Source organism: Streptomyces showdoensis (assembly GCF_039535475.1).
Lineage (GTDB): Bacteria > Actinomycetota > Actinomycetes > Streptomycetales > Streptomycetaceae > Streptomyces > Streptomyces showdoensis.
In genome coordinates this window covers 1-14,379 of sequence record NZ_BAAAXG010000013.1, presented here as the reverse complement: position 1 = coordinate 14,379, position 14,379 = coordinate 1, and the positions used below count along the sequence as shown (strand labels likewise).

Here is a 14,379-nt window from a genome sequence, read left to right as displayed (position 1 = left end):
CGTGGAGACGGAGACGTCGAGGGCATGCGTGGCCGACCGTCATCGCCGGGATCCCCGACCGTGTCCGGCACGCGGCCGCGGTGAGTCGGCCGAGCCGGTGCTGTCGGATCCAAGGACTCGGAGCGGCGCCCTCCGTATGCCCGCCGTCCACGCGGGCGCCCGCCGTCCGTCGGCCTCCGGGGAGAACACCGCGCGGTGGGGGGAAGGCGCGGGAGGAGGTGTGGTGTGGGGGGAGGGGGGAGGCCGGTGGCCTCAGTGCCGGTGCTTCCCCGCGCGCAGGTGGAGCGAGCGCAGGGCGGCTTCGAGGGCGAAGCGGTGCTCCGGGTCGTGGAGCCGTCGGCCGAAGTGGTGGTCCAGGTTCCGCAGCCGGTAGCGGACCGTCTGGGCGTGTACGCCGAGCATTTCGCCGACTTGCTCCGCCGGGGCCCGGGTGGAGACGTGGACCCGCAGTGTCTCGACCAGCCGGTCGCGCCGGGTGCCGGAGAGGGAGTCCAGCGGGGCGAGTTCACGGGCGGCGAGGTGGTCCACCAGAGCGGTGTCGGAGAGCAGCCATAACGTTGTCAGGTGATCGTCGCAGTGGACCACGGGGGCGTCCGGCACGACGCCCTCGTCGATGAGCTGGAGCAGCCGGCGCGCCCAGCGCAGTGAGTGGGCTGCCTGCGCGGAGGGCAGGGTCGGCCCGATGACGGCGTGCACGCCGCCCAGCGCGGACTCCAGCATCGCCAGCCGCTCGCCCGAGAGGGGCCCGGGGACGAGCAGGTGCGGCTGGGGCAGGGTGGGCTCGACCAGCACGTCCCGGTCGAGCGCGGGCGGCAGCAGTTCGGCGGCCGGCGGGCGCAGGGCGACCAGGGTGCACTCGGCGGGCATCTCCCATCCGGCCTCCAGACACAGCGCGGCGATGGCGCCCTGGGGCAACGGCGACCCGGTGGCCACCAGGTGGAGGAGCTGTCTGCGCAGCGCCGCCGTGTCGGAGACTCCCCGGGCCTGGACCGCCAGATAGCCCTCGCGGGAGAGCGCCTCCAGATCGTCGACGTAGGCGAAGAGCGCGTCGGCGAAGGCCAGGATCAGGGTGGGGGAGAGGTTGTAGGTGCGGCCGATGTACTTGGCCCGGCGCAGCGCGATGCGGGCACCGAGGCGGTAGGCGCCCTGGAGGGAGTCGAGGTCTCGGCCCTCGTACGCCTCGACCCGGCCGAACTTGCGCAGCAGGTCGTCGCGGAGCGCCGACGTCACGGTGGGGTTGGCGACCCGTTCGACGAAGGCGGTCAGCGCCTGTTCGATGCCCTGGCGGATCGCGTCGACGTGGGGTCCGGCGAAGAGGTGGGCGTACACGGGGTAGGTCCGCTGGACCTCGACCCCGATCTCCTTGATGAGGCTCGGGATCTCCGGGCGCATCAGTTCGGCGAATTCGCGGGGGAGGGGGGTCGAGCGGTTCGCCGGCGTTCGTGGGTGGTGCGATGGCGGTCATGAACCGATCCCTTGCTCTCTGGGTGACCGGTGCGGAATGAGCACGGCGCCCAACCTGGCGTGGTGGGCGCCGCCGTAACCGTCAGGTGTGTACCAACGGGGACTGCTGAAGTTAGATCAACTGCTGGGTGCTGTACACAACTTGAGTAAGAGTTGTTGATTGGAGGGGGCACCGTTCCCGGGAGTAGGCCGGTTATCGCCCCCGGGTGGCCGTTACTTGACGGCGGAGTGCCAGTTCCGGGACAGGTTCTTGCCCGCGTCGGGGGCGGCGAGACCGGGCGCGAAGAGGCCGGCGAGGTGTGTCTGGGTGTTGTTGAGGATGAGCTTGTTCTTGCCGGCGGCGGAGGGCAGCCCCGTCTTGAGGTTGACGGCCGCGTCGATCACGCCGAACCAGCCCAGGCCGCAGCCGCTCGCTCCGGGGACGGCGAAGCTGTCGTCGTACTGGGTGGAGCCGAGCAGGTTGAGGCGGCTCATCTCGCCTTCCGCGTTGGGGGAGCCGTCGCCGTTGAACTGCTCGAAGCCGAACTCGGGCGCGTTGGCGTTCTTCGGCCGCAGCAGGATCGGGTTGGCCTTCGACCCGATGTAGCAGTTGTCGCCAAGGAAGGGGTTCTGGAGGCGGATGCGGACCGGGACGGTCACGATCGGCTGGTCGGTCACGACGCCCGCGATCTGGTCGAAGTTCGAGGGGGCGCCGGCCGACTCCATGGTGGCGGTGATCTTGTTGAGCTTGGCGTCCGACAGCTGCCGGCAGATGTCGGTGATGAAGGGGATGTCGCTCGGACACATCAGCCCCAGCAGCCCGCCGGGCACCGTGGCCGAGTCCGCGATCAGCGAGCTGCCCGAGGTCCCGAGGACGGTGGTGGTGCCGTCGATGTTCTGGACGGCGCCGAACTGGAGGTTGGTCTTCCCGGTGGTCACCGTCGTGTTCCCCAGCTTGATGGAGCCGCTGAGGGAGTACGAGACGACGCACTGCGGGGTGGCGTCGATGCCGTCCGCGGCGAGCATCGCCGGGGCGTCCACCGGGCACCGGTCGAGCGGCGCCCAACTGCCGTTCAGCTGCGGACCGGCGGCGGTCGCCGTGCCCATGGCGGCGAAGGATCCGAGGGCCGTGAGCGCGGAGACGGCGGCCAGCTTCGTGCGGGTGGAGACGAGGGGCATGGGGGAGCCTTCCTGGGAGACGGGTGAAGGTCGGTGAAGGTCGGTGAGGGGCGAGGGGGCCGGGGCCACGGGTCAGCGCGCGGGCTTGGGGACCTGGTACGGCTGGCCGTCGTCGGTGCACTCGGGGTCGATCGGCGGGAACGGGTTGAGGATGTTGCAGGTCTGGCCCTGGATCTGCCGGACGTAGTTGCCGGATCCGGAGATGGAGGCGGTGAGCAGCCGGTCGAGGTTCTCGCCGCCCGTGCCGCACCCCTTGAAGGCCGGGATGGTGACCTCGCCGACGAGCGGTCCGCCGCCGGTCAGGAGGTAGCCCGTGGCGGGCTCGCCCCAGACGTACTGGCCCTTGCCCACCAGCACCATGTGGTCCCCGGGGTACGTCGCGGGGTCGGGCTCGGGGGAGGAGAGCGGCTTCTCCGTGCGGCAGGAGGAACCGACTTTCAGCCGCGTGCCGTTGACCCGGACGTCGAGGACGCGCAGCACCAGGGGGGCCCGGACGTACGTCTTGCTGATGTTGTACGGCAGGGCGAGGAGGGTGTCCGAGTAGAGCGTCAGGGGGCCCGTCTGCTCCAGCACCAGGGTGGCGGTGGTCGGGGCGAACCCGAAGGTCAGGAAGGTCGCCTTGAAGGGCGGGGTCTGCTTGCGCCCCTGGGTGGAGAAGTGCCCCACCGCCTTGTTGATCAGATGGGTCTCCGGCTCGTCCTCGGTTCCCCCGGTGATGATCTCCGGCTCGGCCTGTTCCATCAGGACGCAGGTCAGCGGTATGAGGGAGGCGCCCGCCAGCTTCCGCACGTTGGAGTATCCGGTGATGTAGGCCGACAGCGACATCGGGGTCGGCTCCTTGGTGAGGCAGGGCGGCGCGGCCGGCCGGGGCCCCGGGGTGCCCGGCGTGTCGTCGTCGGCAGCCGCCGGGCCCTGCCCCGCGCGCGGGACCTTCGCGGCCGGGCGTCCCGCGTCCTTCCCGGCGTCCCGCTCCGGGACCCCCGGGGCCGGACGCGAGGGCGACGGGGTGCCCGGGGACGGCGGCGTCGTGCCCGGTTCCGCGGTGGGGGTCCCGGTGCCGACCGGGACCTCGGCCAGCAGCGTGCGGCCGTCCGGGTCGGCGGGGGCGCAGGTCACGGAGAGCGAGGCGGGGGCGGTGGCCGTGCCCTCGGCCGTGCTCAGGGCGAGGTCCACGCCGAACGCGCCGGCCGTGAGGGAGAGTCCGCCCGCGGTGCCGGGCGTCAGGGACGGCACGTCCCCGGTCGTGGTGAGCGCGAGCGGCCCCTCGGCCGGGACGGCGGCGGGCTGCCCGGTGCCGCTCCACGTCGCTTCGGTCCGCTGCTCGCCCTGGGCCACGCCGACCGTGAGCCGGGTCTCCGCCCGTACGGTGGCGGCCTTGAGCGCGGTCAGTTCGGCCACGGCGGGCTCGGGGAACTCCACCGTCGTGGTGACGTCGGTGGGCAGGATCTCCTCGCCGACCGCGACCCGCTCGGGGAAGGCGGCGGTGATCCGCACGGTCGCGGCCCGCTGCCCCGAGGGCAGGGCGCAGACGTAGGGCAGCGCGGCGTCGGCCTTCAGCGTCCCGGCGGCGACGGCCGAGGCCGGAAGCAGGGGGGCGAGCGCCACGAACGCGGCGATCGCCGCACCGCGCACGCGGGTGCGGGTCCGGGTGGGGCGAGGGGTGGGCCGGAGGCCGTTCATCTGGTGCTCCGCTCGGGGTCGTTCGCTGACGCGGGGGTGGTGCCGGGCCGGTGGGCCGGGGGTCAGGGGGCGGTGCCGACGATCGTCGCGGTGGCTCCGCCCCCTGCGAGCTCGAGCCGGTGCGCGGCCTTGACGCCCACGCTGCCGCCGACCGGGAGGACGGTGCCGTCGGTGGACTGGGTGATCAGCAGCAGGCCGGCGGTGCCGTCGATGACCGGCCGGCCCGTCGCGTCGGTGGACGGGGCGGACGCCTTGCCCCGGGCCCGGAAGGAGGGGGAGCCGCCGGAGACCGTCGGGTCCACGGTGTCGACGCGGCCCTCGGTGACGCCGGGCGCGGCGGGAGCGGACCTTCTTCCGGTCGGCTTCTTCATGGCGCGGGGCCTCCAGGGGGCGGGGCGGTCGGGAACGCGGACAGACCCGCGCCCGCCCGGCCGGGGTCACCGGCCGGGCGGACGCGGGGTCCTGAGCCCTTACGGGTTCGAGCCGACGATGGTCGGGATGCCGGTGCTCGTCTTGAAGAGGTACGTGCCCTTGAAGGTGGGCTTGGCGCCGACCGGGACGGCCGAGCCGCAGCCGGACGAGGAGACGACGGTGAGGTCGCCCGCGAGGCTGTTCACGGCGAGCGCGCCCGTGGAGTTGGTGTAGGTGCCGGTCGCCTTGCCCGTCACGCGGAAGTTGCAGGCGCCGACGGAGACGTTGGCGTCGACGTTGCCGACGTAGCCCTTGGTGACGCCGGTCGCGGCGGTGTAGTCCTGCGCCACGATCGTCCAGGGGGTGACCGGGACGGCGGTGACGGGGCCGAGGACGCTGGTGCAGGGCGCGCCGGCGGCACCGAAGGCCATGGAGGTGATGGTGCCGACGGTCGCCGGGTTGCCGGTGGTGCTCGCACCGCTGCCCGCGCCGTTCGACTTCGTACACGTCATGGCGATGCCGTTGACCGTGAGGACGACGTTGCCGCTGTTGACGGCGGTGATGCTGGCCGGGTTGGGGCTGACGGTCCAGACCGTCGAGGGCACCGCCGAGGCCGGCGAGATCGCGAGGGCGAAGGCGGCGGAGGCGCCGCCGGCGACCACGGCGAGGTTTCTGATCGACTTCTTCATGACTCTGGGACTCTCCTTGGAGACGGACCGGCAGAGGGTTGGCCGCGACGGGGACGAGCGGCCGGCGGCTCGACGTTTCCCTGGCCGCGCCACCGACGTTACTTGCGGGAAACTTGGCTGAACAATGGCGCCGACCATGATTCTTTGAAGTGGCCCATTGCCTGTCAGGCAGGTGAGTGGCAGGCGAAACCGTCTTGGTTCCCGGGTGCGTAATGTCGACGATTATGATCGATCGTGAAGCGGTTGTGAGGCGAATTCACAGTTCCGCCCCTCCGGCGGTCGCCGGGGAAGTCGCCACGCTCTTCCGGATGACAAAGGCAAGAGCAGGATTGTGCCACCGGTGACAAGAATCCGGCCTTCCGCCCCCCATTGCAGAAAACTCTCCACTCGCGTATTGCTCCGGGAGGTTACTGGGTCGTAGCGTTCGCCGGGCGGTGCCCCGCCGCAGGTCGGCGCAGCTCCGCGAGCCACCCTGCGGCGGATGTGCCGACCCCGGTCTCCCGGCCGGGTCGGGCACGTCCGCAGCGGACACCCACCGCACCCGCCCTCCGGGACGGGACGCCCGACTGTCTCCCCGGAGACAAGAACCGACCGCACTTTTGTCTCCCCGATGACAAATAAAGAAGCGGATCAAGGATTTTGCGCCATGCCTATTGTCCGGGTGATCGTCACCGACTTACCGTGCGCCCGCGGTGCACACCCGACGCGGGCTTGCTGGAGGTGGAATGGGAATCGAAGTAGTCGTTGAGGGTCTGACCATGTCCTTCGGCAAGCAGAACATCTGGCAGGACGTCTCGCTGACCCTGCCGGCCGGAGAGGTCAGCGTCATGCTCGGGCCTTCCGGCACCGGAAAGACGGTCTTCCTGAAATCGCTCATCGGTCTGCTCAAGCCCCAGCACGGCCGTGTCCTCATCAATGGCGTCGACATGGTCAGCAGCCCCGAGAGGGACATCTACGAGACCCGGAAGCTCTTCGGCCTCATGTTCCAGGACGGGGCGCTCTTCGGCTCCATGACCCTGTTCGACAACATCGCCTTCCCGCTGCGCGAGCACACCCGCAAGCGGGAGTCCGAGATCCGGCGCATCGTCATGGAGCGCATCGACCTCGTCGGCCTCCTCGGCGCCGAGGGCAAGCTCCCGGGCGAGATCAGCGGTGGAATGCGCAAGCGCGCCGGTCTGGCCCGCGCCCTCGTCCTCGACCCGCAGATCGTCCTCTGCGACGAGCCGGACTCCGGCCTCGACCCGGTCCGCACCGCCTACCTCTCGCAGCTCCTCATCGACCTCAACGCGCGGATCGACGCGACGATGCTGATCGTCACCCACAACCTGGACATCGCCGCCACCGTCCCCGACAACATGGGGATGTTCTTCCGGCGCAACCTGGTCACCTTCGGCCCCCGCGAAGTCCTCCTGACCAGCGAGGAACCGGTCGTCACCCAGTTCCTCGCGGGCCGCCGCGAAGGGCCCATCGGCATGTCCGAGGAGAAGGACGCCGCCACCCTCGCCGCCGAGGCCGACGCCGCCGCCCCGCACCTGACGGCCGGCCCCCGCATCATCGTGCCGCAGCTGGAACCCTCGCCCGGCCTCCCGCCGCGCGCCGCGGTGGCGCGCCGCCGGGAACGGGTCCTCGGCATGCTCGACCAGCTCCCGCCCGCCGCCCGCACCGCCATCCAGGACACCTACGCGCGCGGCGGCGCCCCCGCCCTGACCGAGCCGGCCGCCGGGAGCGGCTCGTGATCGGCGGGGCGCTGCGGCAGACCGGACGCCTCTTCGCCCTCGCCGCCGAGGTGAGCCGGGCCGTCTTCCGACGCCCCTTCCAGTTCCGCGAGTTCGTCGAGCAGTTCTGGTTCGTCGCCAGCGTCACCATCCTGCCGGCCGCCCTCGTCTCCATCCCCTTCGGCGCCGTCATCGCCCTCCAGGTCGGCTCGCTCACCCAGCAGCTCGGCGCCCAGTCCTTCACCGGCGGCGCCAGCGTCCTCGCCGTCATCCAGCAGGCCAGCCCGCTCATCGTCGCCCTGCTGATCGCCGGCGCGGGCGGCTCCGCGATCTGCGCCGACCTCGGCTCCCGCAAGATCCGCGAGGAGCTGGACGCGATGGAGGTCATGGGCGTCTCGCCGGTCCAGCGGCTGGTCGTCCCCAGGGTTCTCGCCACCATGGGCGTCGCCGTGCTCCTCAACGGCATGGTCTCCGTCGTCGGCACCCTCGGCGGCTACTTCTTCAACATCGTCCTCCAGGGCGGCACCCCCGGCGCGTACCTCTCCAGCTTCTCCGCCCTCGCCCAGCTCCCCGACCTCTACATCAGCGAACTCAAGGCGTTGATCTTCGGGTTCATCGCGGGCATCGTCGCCGCCTACCGCGGCCTCAACCCGCGCGGCGGCCCCAAGGGCGTCGGCGACGCCGTCAACCAGTCCGTCGTCATCACCTTCCTCCTGCTGTTCTTCGTCAACATGGTGCTGACGGGCATCTACCTGCAGATCGTCCCGCCGAAGGGAGGCTGAGGCCGATGGCCTCCCCGTTCGCCTGGCTCGACCGGTCCGGTGACCAGTTCCTGTTCTACGTGCGCGCCCTGCTCTGGGTCCCCCGGACCCTGCGCCGCTACCTCAAGGAGGTGCAGCGGCTCCTCGCCGAGGTCGCCTTCGGCTCCGGAGGGCTCGGCGTCATCGGCGGCACCATCGGCGTCATGATCGCCATGACGCTGTTCACCGGCACCGTCGTGGGCCTCCAGGGCTACGCCGCCCTCGATCAGATCGGCACCGCCGCCTTCACCGGCTTCGTCTCCGCCTACTTCAACACCCGGGAGATCGCGCCGCTCGTCGCCGGACTCGCCCTCTCCGCCACCGTCGGCGCGGGCTTCACCGCCCAGCTCGGCGCCATGCGCATCAACGAGGAGGTCGACGCCCTCGAAGGCATGGGCATCCGCTCCATGCCGTACCTGGTCACCACCCGGATCATCGCCGGCGTCGTCGCCATCGTCCCGCTCTACGCGATCGGACTGCTCTCCTCCTACCTGGCCTCCCGCTACGTGACCGTCCTCTTCAACGGCCAGTCCCAGGGCACCTATGACCACTACTTCAACCTCTTCCTGTCCCCGACGGACGTCCTCCTCTCGGTGCTCAAAGTGCTGATCTTCAGCGTGATGGTGATCGTCGCCCACTGCTACTACGGCTTCCGCGCCTCCGGCGGCCCCGCCGGCGTCGGCATCGCCGTCGGCCGCTCCGTGCGCAACGCCATCGTGCTGATCAGCGTCACCGACTTCTTTCTGTCGCTGGCCCTCTGGGGCGCGACCACGACTGTGAAGGTGGCGGGGTGAGATGAGCGACCCACGCGGCGGGACCACCCGCCTCCGGCTCGCCGGAATCGTCTTCCTGCTGGTGCCCGCCCTGCTGGCCTGGCTCGCGGTCGCCGTCTACCAGAAGCGCTTCACGGACTCCGACCCGGTCGTCGTCGAGGCCGGCAGCGTCGGCAACGAGATGCACCTCGGTGCCGAGGTCAAGCTCCGGGGCGTCGTGATCGGCGAGGTCCGCGCCATCGACGCCAGCGGCGAAGGCGCCCGCCTCACCCTCGCCATGAAGCCCGGCGCCCTGGACCACGTCCCCGCCGACGTCCGCGCCCAGATGCTGCCGACCACCCTCTTCGGCGAACGGTTCGTCGCCCTCGTCCCGCCCGAGACCTCCTCGGGCGGGAGGCTGGCCCCCGGCTCCGTCATCCCGCAGGACCGTTCCAGCAACGCCGTCGAACTCCAGCAGGTCCTCGACAACGTCCTGCCCATGCTCACCGCCGTCCAGCCGCAGAAGCTCTCCGCGACCCTCTCGGCCGTCTCCCAGGCCCTCGAAGGACGCGGCGAGAAGCTCGGCGAGACCCTCGCCACGCTCGACGCCCACCTGCGGAAGTTCAACCCCCAACTGCCCGCGCTCAACCGCGACCTGAAAGAACTCGTGAAGGTCAGCCACCTCTACGCGGACGCCGCCCCGGACATCGTCACCGCGCTCACCGACTTCACCACCACCAGCGGCACCCTCGCCGAGCAGGAGAGCCGGCTCGCCGAGTCCATCGGCGCCACCACCCGGACCTCCCAGGACCTCACCACCTTCCTGCGGCAGAACAAGGACAACATCATCCGGCTCAGCGCCACCAGCCGGCCGACCCTGGAGCTCCTCGCCGCGTACTCCTCGTCCTTCCCCTGCACCCTGCGCACCCTGGCCCAGTTCGTCCCCGCCATGGACAAGGCACTCGGCAAGGGCACCGACCGGCCAGGACTCCACGTCGAGGTCACCACCGTGCCCTCGCGCGGCGCGTACGTCCCCGGCCGCGACACCCCCTCCTACGGTTCCGGCGGCGGCCCCCGCTGCTACCCCGTGCCCTACCTCGGCACCTCCGTCGCCCCCGCCGCGCGCTCCTCCGAGGCCGCCGCGCAGGACCTCGGCCCGGCCAACTCCCCGCAGGAGAACGACCTCGTCACCGAACTCCTCGCCCCCGCCGCGCACACGGCCCCGGGCGACCTGCCCGACTGGAGCAGCCTGCTGGCCGGCCCCGCCTTCCGCGGAGCGGAGGTGACCCTGCGATGACCTCCCCGACCGATCACACCCGCCGCCGCGGACTCACCGGCACGCTCGTCAAGTCCCTCGTCTTCGTCCTGGTCACGGCGCTCGCTACCGCCGTCCTCGGCCTCAGCATCGCCAACACCGGAGTCGGCTCCCGGACCCACTCCTACAAGGCGCTCTTCACCGACGTCACCGGACTCGTCAAGGGCGACTCCGTCCGCATCGCCGGCGTCAAGGTCGGCGAGGTCACCGACGTGCGCGTGGTCCAACGCCGCACCGCCCAGGTCACCTTCACCGTCCGCGAGGACCGCGCCCTGCCCCGCTCGGCCACCGCCGCCGTCAAGTACCTCAACATGGTCGGACAGCGGTACGTCTCCCTGGGCCGGGGCAGCGGCGAGATCGCCGGCACCCTCCGGGACGGCGACACCATCCCGCTCGACCGCACCACCCCCGCCCTCGACCTGACCCTCCTCTTCAACGGCTTCAAGCCGCTCTTCGAGGGACTCTCGCCCGCCGACGTCAACGACCTCGCCGACTCCCTCGTCCAGGTGCTCCAGGGCGAGAGCGGCACCGTCGACAGCCTGATGCGGCACATCGGCTCCCTCACCCGGACCGTCGCCGCCAAGGACCAGGTCATCGGCCGGGTCGTCACCAACCTCAACACCGTCCTCACCACCATCAACCACCGCGAGGCCGCCTTCGACGACCTCGTCGTCACCCTCCAGAAGCTCGTCACCGGCTTCAACACCGACCGCAAGCCGCTCGGCCAGGCCGTCCAGGCCGTCGGCGACCTCGCCACCACCACCGCCGGTCTCTTCCAGGAAGGCCGCGCCCCGCTCAAGAAGGACATCCGCGAGCTCGGCCGCCTCTCCGGCACCCTCGGCGCGCACACCCCCGACATCGAGGCCTTCCTCGCCCACACCCCCGGCAAGATGACCGCCCTCGCCCGCCTCTCCTCCTACGGGTCCTGGTTCAACCTCTACCTGTGCGAGGCACGCGTCACCGGCGTGGGCACCTCCGACGGCTCCAGGCCGCCGACCGGCATCGCCGTGACCGAATCGAGGTGCCGCGGATGAGCCCCCGCACCGGACTCAAGCCCGTGAAGGAGCGCAACCCGATCGCCGTCGCCGTCGTCGGCCTGGTCGTCCTCGCCCTCCTCGCCGCCGTCGCCTACAACGCCGACCGGCTCCCCTTCGCCCGCGGCGGCACCGCCTACAGCGCCGACTTCTCCGAGGCCGCCGGACTCGACACCGGCGACGAGGTCCGCATCGCCGGCGTCAAGGTCGGCGAGGTCACCGGCGTCGCCCTCGACGGACCCAAGGTCAAGGTCACCTTCGAGGTCGGCGACGCCTGGGTCGGCGACCGCTCCACCGCCGCCATCGCCGTCAAGACCCTCCTCGGCGAGAAGTACCTGGCCCTCGACCCGCTCGGCTCCGCGCCCCAGAACCCCGGCACCCGCATCCCGCAGACCCGCACCACCTCCCCGTACGACGTCACCGAGGCCTTCCAGGACCTCAGCCGCACCAGCGACGCCATCGACACCAAGAAGCTCGCCGAGAGCTTCGAGACGATCTCCGACACCTTCAAGGACTCCCCGCCGCACGTGCGCAGCGCCGCCGAGGGCCTCTCCGCCCTGTCGAAGACCGTCTCCACACGCGACGCCGAACTCGCCCGCCTCCTGGAGAACAGCAACCGGTTCACCAAGACCCTCGCGGACAAGAAGTCCAGCTTCGAGATCCTCCTGGAGGACGGCGGCTCCCTCCTGGGCGAACTCCGCAAGCGCCGCGAGGCCATCCGCTCCCTCCTCAAGGGCAGCCGCGCCCTCGGTACCGAGCTCAGCGGCCTCGTCGGCGACAACGAGCGCCAGCTCGGTCCCACCCTGAAGGCCCTCGGCCGGGTCACCGCGGTGCTGGAGAAGAACAGCGGCCAGCTCGACAAGACGCTCGCGCTGGTCGGCCCGTACTACCGGCTCGTCGGCAACACCCTCGGCAACGGCCGCTGGTTCGACAGCTACCTGTGCGGTGTGGTGCCCCGCACCTACCTGCCCGAGGGCTCCCAGCCCACGACCGGATGCATGCCGCCGAAGCAGAAGGCGGCCGCCCAAGGGAGCGGTGAGTGATGGCCAGAGCCAGAAAACCCCTCGTGGCGGGCGTCGCCCTCGTGGTGCTCGCGGCCGGCGGCCTCACCGCCGGGGGCGTCCTCGAAGCCGAAGGCACCAGCGTCACCGCCTGGTTCGACCAGGCGGTCGGCGTCTACGCCGGCTCCGACCTGCGCATCCTCGGCGTCCGCGTCGGCGAGGTCGAATCGGTCCGCCCGGAGGGCACCCGGGTCCGCGTCCGGCTCCGCCTCGACGAGGGGGTCCGCGTCCCCGCCGACGCCCGCGCCGTCGTCGTCGCCCCCAGCATCGTCGCCGACCGCTACGTCCAGCTCACCCCCGCCTACAGCAGTGGCCCCGCCCTCGCCGACGGAGCCGAACTCCCCGCCTCCCGCAACCGGGTCCCCGTCGAGATCGACCAGCTCTACCGGTCCATCACCGAGCTCGGCGACGCCCTCGGACCCAAGGGGGCCAACGCAGAGGGAGCCCTCTCGGATCTCCTGAACACCGGAGCGAAGAACCTCAAGGGCAACGGCGCCGCCATCGGCACCTCCATCGAACAGTTCGGCAAGGCCACCAAGACCCTCGACGGCAGCAGCGACGACCTGTTCGCCGCCCTCGGCCAGCTCCAGACCTTCACCACCATGCTCAAGGAGAAGGACGGCGACGTCCGGACCGCCCAGGAACGCCTCGACGAGGTCGTCGGCTAATTTCGCCGAGAACAAGGACGACCTCTCCGGCGCGCTCAAGGAACTCGCCAAGGCCCTCGCCCGGGTCAAGACCTTCATCAAGGAGAACCGGGGCGAGCTCAAGAAGAACGTGGCCCGGCTCGTGCCCCTCACCCAGACCCGTCGTCGACCAGCGCGCCTCCCTCGCCGAGGCCCTGGACACCGCCCCCGCTCGCCGCCGGCAACCTCGTCAACGCCTACGACCGGGACACCCGCACCCTCACCGGCCGCGCCAACCTCAACGAGATCGGCCTGGGCGGCCCCCTGCTCCCGCTGCCGGTCACCGGCGGCGGCGCGACGAGCGGCGGGAGGGAGCGGCGATGACGAAGCGCGCACTGCCCTCCCGCAGGGCCGCCGGAGCCGCAGCCGCCGGTGCGGTCGCCCTCGGCCTCGGCCTCGCGGCCGTCCTGGGGCCTGCTGCCCGGCACCCCGTTCCGCTTCGACGGCATCGAGGACCTGCCCCTCCCCGGCGGCGCCGACCTCGGCTCCCACCCCTACACCGTCACCGCCGAACTCACCGACGTCCTCAGCCTCGTGCCGCAGGCCGCGGTGAAGGTCAACGACGTCGCCGTCGGCCGCGTCACCCGCATCGAGCCGGGCCCCGACGGCTGGACCGCCCGCGTCACCCTCAGGATCAACGGCGACGTCCGGCTGCCCGCCGACGCCAACGCCCGCCTGGAGCAGTCCAGCCTCCTCGGCGAGAAGTACATCGAGCTCGTCGCCCCCCTCCGCACCGGTACGAGCACGGGCACCGGCACCGGCGCGGACGGCGTCCGGCAGACCTCGGCCGGCCGGGACGACGGCCCCCGCCTGGCCGACGGCGCCGTCATCCCGCTCGCCCGCACCAGCCGCAACACCGAGGTCGAAGAGGTCTTCGGCGCCCTCTCCCTGCTCCTCAACGGAGGCGGCGTCAACCAGCTCAAGACCATCACCCGCGAACTCAACAAGGCGCTCGGCGGCCGCGAACCCGAGGTCCGCTCCATGCTCAACCGGGTCGACACCCTGGTGAAGAACCTCGACGAGCACCGCGAGGACATCACCGGCGCCCTCGACGCCCTCAACCGGCTCTCCACCACCCTCGCGGGCCGCAAGGGCGACATCGACACCGTCCTCACCGGCCTCTCGCCCGGCCTGAAGACGCTGGAGAACCAGCGCGGCTCCCTCATCACCATGCTGCGCTCCCTGGACACCCTCTCCGGGGTCGCCGTCTCCACCGTCAACTCCAGCAAGAAGGACATGGTCGCCGACCTCAAGGCCCTCGCGCCGACCCTGAAGGCACTCGCCGACGCCGGTGCCGACCTGCCCGACTCGCTCCAGGTCCTCCTCACGTACCCCTTCACCGACGAGGTGATGCGGGGCATCAAGGGCGACTACCTCAACACCTACCTGCACCTCGCCGCCGCCCCCGGCACCGAGGTCATCCCGCCCCTGATCCCCCGGGACGAGACACCGACCTCGCCCCCCACGCCCCCCGAGGAGACGCCGGGCCCCGAGGAGCCGCCGGCCCCTGAGGAGGGCACCCTCCGGCAGGGCGGACGCGCCGCCACCGGCCTTCCGCTGCCCCCGGTCACCACCCCCGCGGACGGAGGCAACCGCCGATGATCACGCGTACCG

At 71.5% G+C, this 14,379-nt stretch carries 10 protein-coding genes and 3 pseudogenes; 8 read left to right on the top strand and 5 right to left on the bottom strand.

Annotation, left to right across the window (positions count from 1 at the left end; all coding sequences use genetic code 11):
• Positions 1–252 precede the first annotated feature (252 nt).
• The 5 genes and pseudogenes from ABD981_RS09115 to ABD981_RS09095 form a co-directional block, all read right to left on the bottom strand.
• A pseudogene (locus ABD981_RS09115) lies at positions 253–1,465 on the bottom strand (PucR-like N-terminal domain-containing protein).
• 212 nt (positions 1,466–1,677) lie between these two features.
• Positions 1,678–2,622, bottom strand: a complete 945-nt coding sequence (locus tag ABD981_RS09110; protein ID WP_046907546.1) for a hypothetical protein — start codon at positions 2,620–2,622, stop codon at positions 1,678–1,680.
• A 72-nt stretch (positions 2,623–2,694) separates the two neighbouring features.
• The gene (locus ABD981_RS09105) at positions 2,695–4,302 is read right to left on the bottom strand and encodes a DUF6801 domain-containing protein (protein WP_046907545.1); all 1,608 of its coding nucleotides are present in this window, start codon (positions 4,300–4,302) and stop codon (positions 2,695–2,697) included.
• A gap of 62 nt (positions 4,303–4,364) precedes the next feature.
• The gene (locus ABD981_RS09100; protein ID WP_046907544.1) at positions 4,365–4,673 is read right to left on the bottom strand and encodes a hypothetical protein; all 309 of its coding nucleotides are present in this window, start codon (positions 4,671–4,673) and stop codon (positions 4,365–4,367) included.
• Positions 4,674–4,772: 99 nt separating this feature from the next.
• Complete coding sequence (locus tag ABD981_RS09095; RefSeq protein ID WP_046907543.1) at positions 4,773–5,402, bottom strand: hypothetical protein; 630 nt, start codon at positions 5,400–5,402, stop codon at positions 4,773–4,775.
• Between the two features lie 725 nt (positions 5,403–6,127).
• Between ABD981_RS09095 and ABD981_RS09090 the strand changes: the two genes are divergently transcribed.
• From ABD981_RS09090 to ABD981_RS09055, 8 genes and pseudogenes are all read left to right on the top strand, one after another.
• A complete protein-coding gene (locus ABD981_RS09090; RefSeq protein ID WP_046907542.1) occupies positions 6,128–7,138 on the top strand; it encodes an ABC transporter ATP-binding protein in 1,011 nt (336 codons plus the stop codon).
• On the top strand, positions 7,135–7,899 hold the full coding sequence (locus ABD981_RS09085) for an MlaE family ABC transporter permease (RefSeq protein ID WP_046907541.1): 765 nt from the start codon (positions 7,135–7,137) through the stop codon (positions 7,897–7,899). Before ABD981_RS09090 ends, ABD981_RS09085 begins: the two co-directional genes overlap by 4 nt.
• 5 nt (positions 7,900–7,904) lie before the next feature.
• On the top strand, positions 7,905–8,711 hold the full coding sequence (locus ABD981_RS09080) for an MlaE family ABC transporter permease (protein ID WP_046907540.1): 807 nt from the start codon (positions 7,905–7,907) through the stop codon (positions 8,709–8,711).
• A 1-nt stretch (position 8,712) separates the two neighbouring features.
• Positions 8,713–9,966 (top strand): MCE family protein, encoded by a 1,254-nt coding sequence (locus ABD981_RS09075; protein WP_046907539.1) that lies wholly within the window; start codon positions 8,713–8,715, stop codon positions 9,964–9,966.
• Positions 9,963–11,018 carry an MCE family protein gene (locus tag ABD981_RS09070; RefSeq protein WP_046907538.1) on the top strand — a complete coding sequence of 352 codons (1,056 nt, stop codon included), beginning with the start codon at positions 9,963–9,965 and terminating at the stop codon, positions 11,016–11,018. Before ABD981_RS09075 ends, ABD981_RS09070 begins: the two co-directional genes overlap by 4 nt.
• Entirely contained in the window at positions 11,015–12,061 is a 1,047-nt protein-coding gene (locus ABD981_RS09065) for an MCE family protein (RefSeq protein ID WP_046907614.1), read from the top strand. Before ABD981_RS09070 ends, ABD981_RS09065 begins: the two co-directional genes overlap by 4 nt.
• Positions 12,061–13,089 (top strand): annotated as a pseudogene (locus tag ABD981_RS09060) (MCE family protein). Before ABD981_RS09065 ends, ABD981_RS09060 begins: the two are co-directional and overlap by 1 nt.
• Positions 13,086–14,367: pseudogene (locus ABD981_RS09055) on the top strand (MlaD family protein). Before ABD981_RS09060 ends, ABD981_RS09055 begins: the two co-directional pseudogenes overlap by 4 nt.
• The last annotated feature ends 12 nt before the right edge of the window (positions 14,368–14,379 follow it).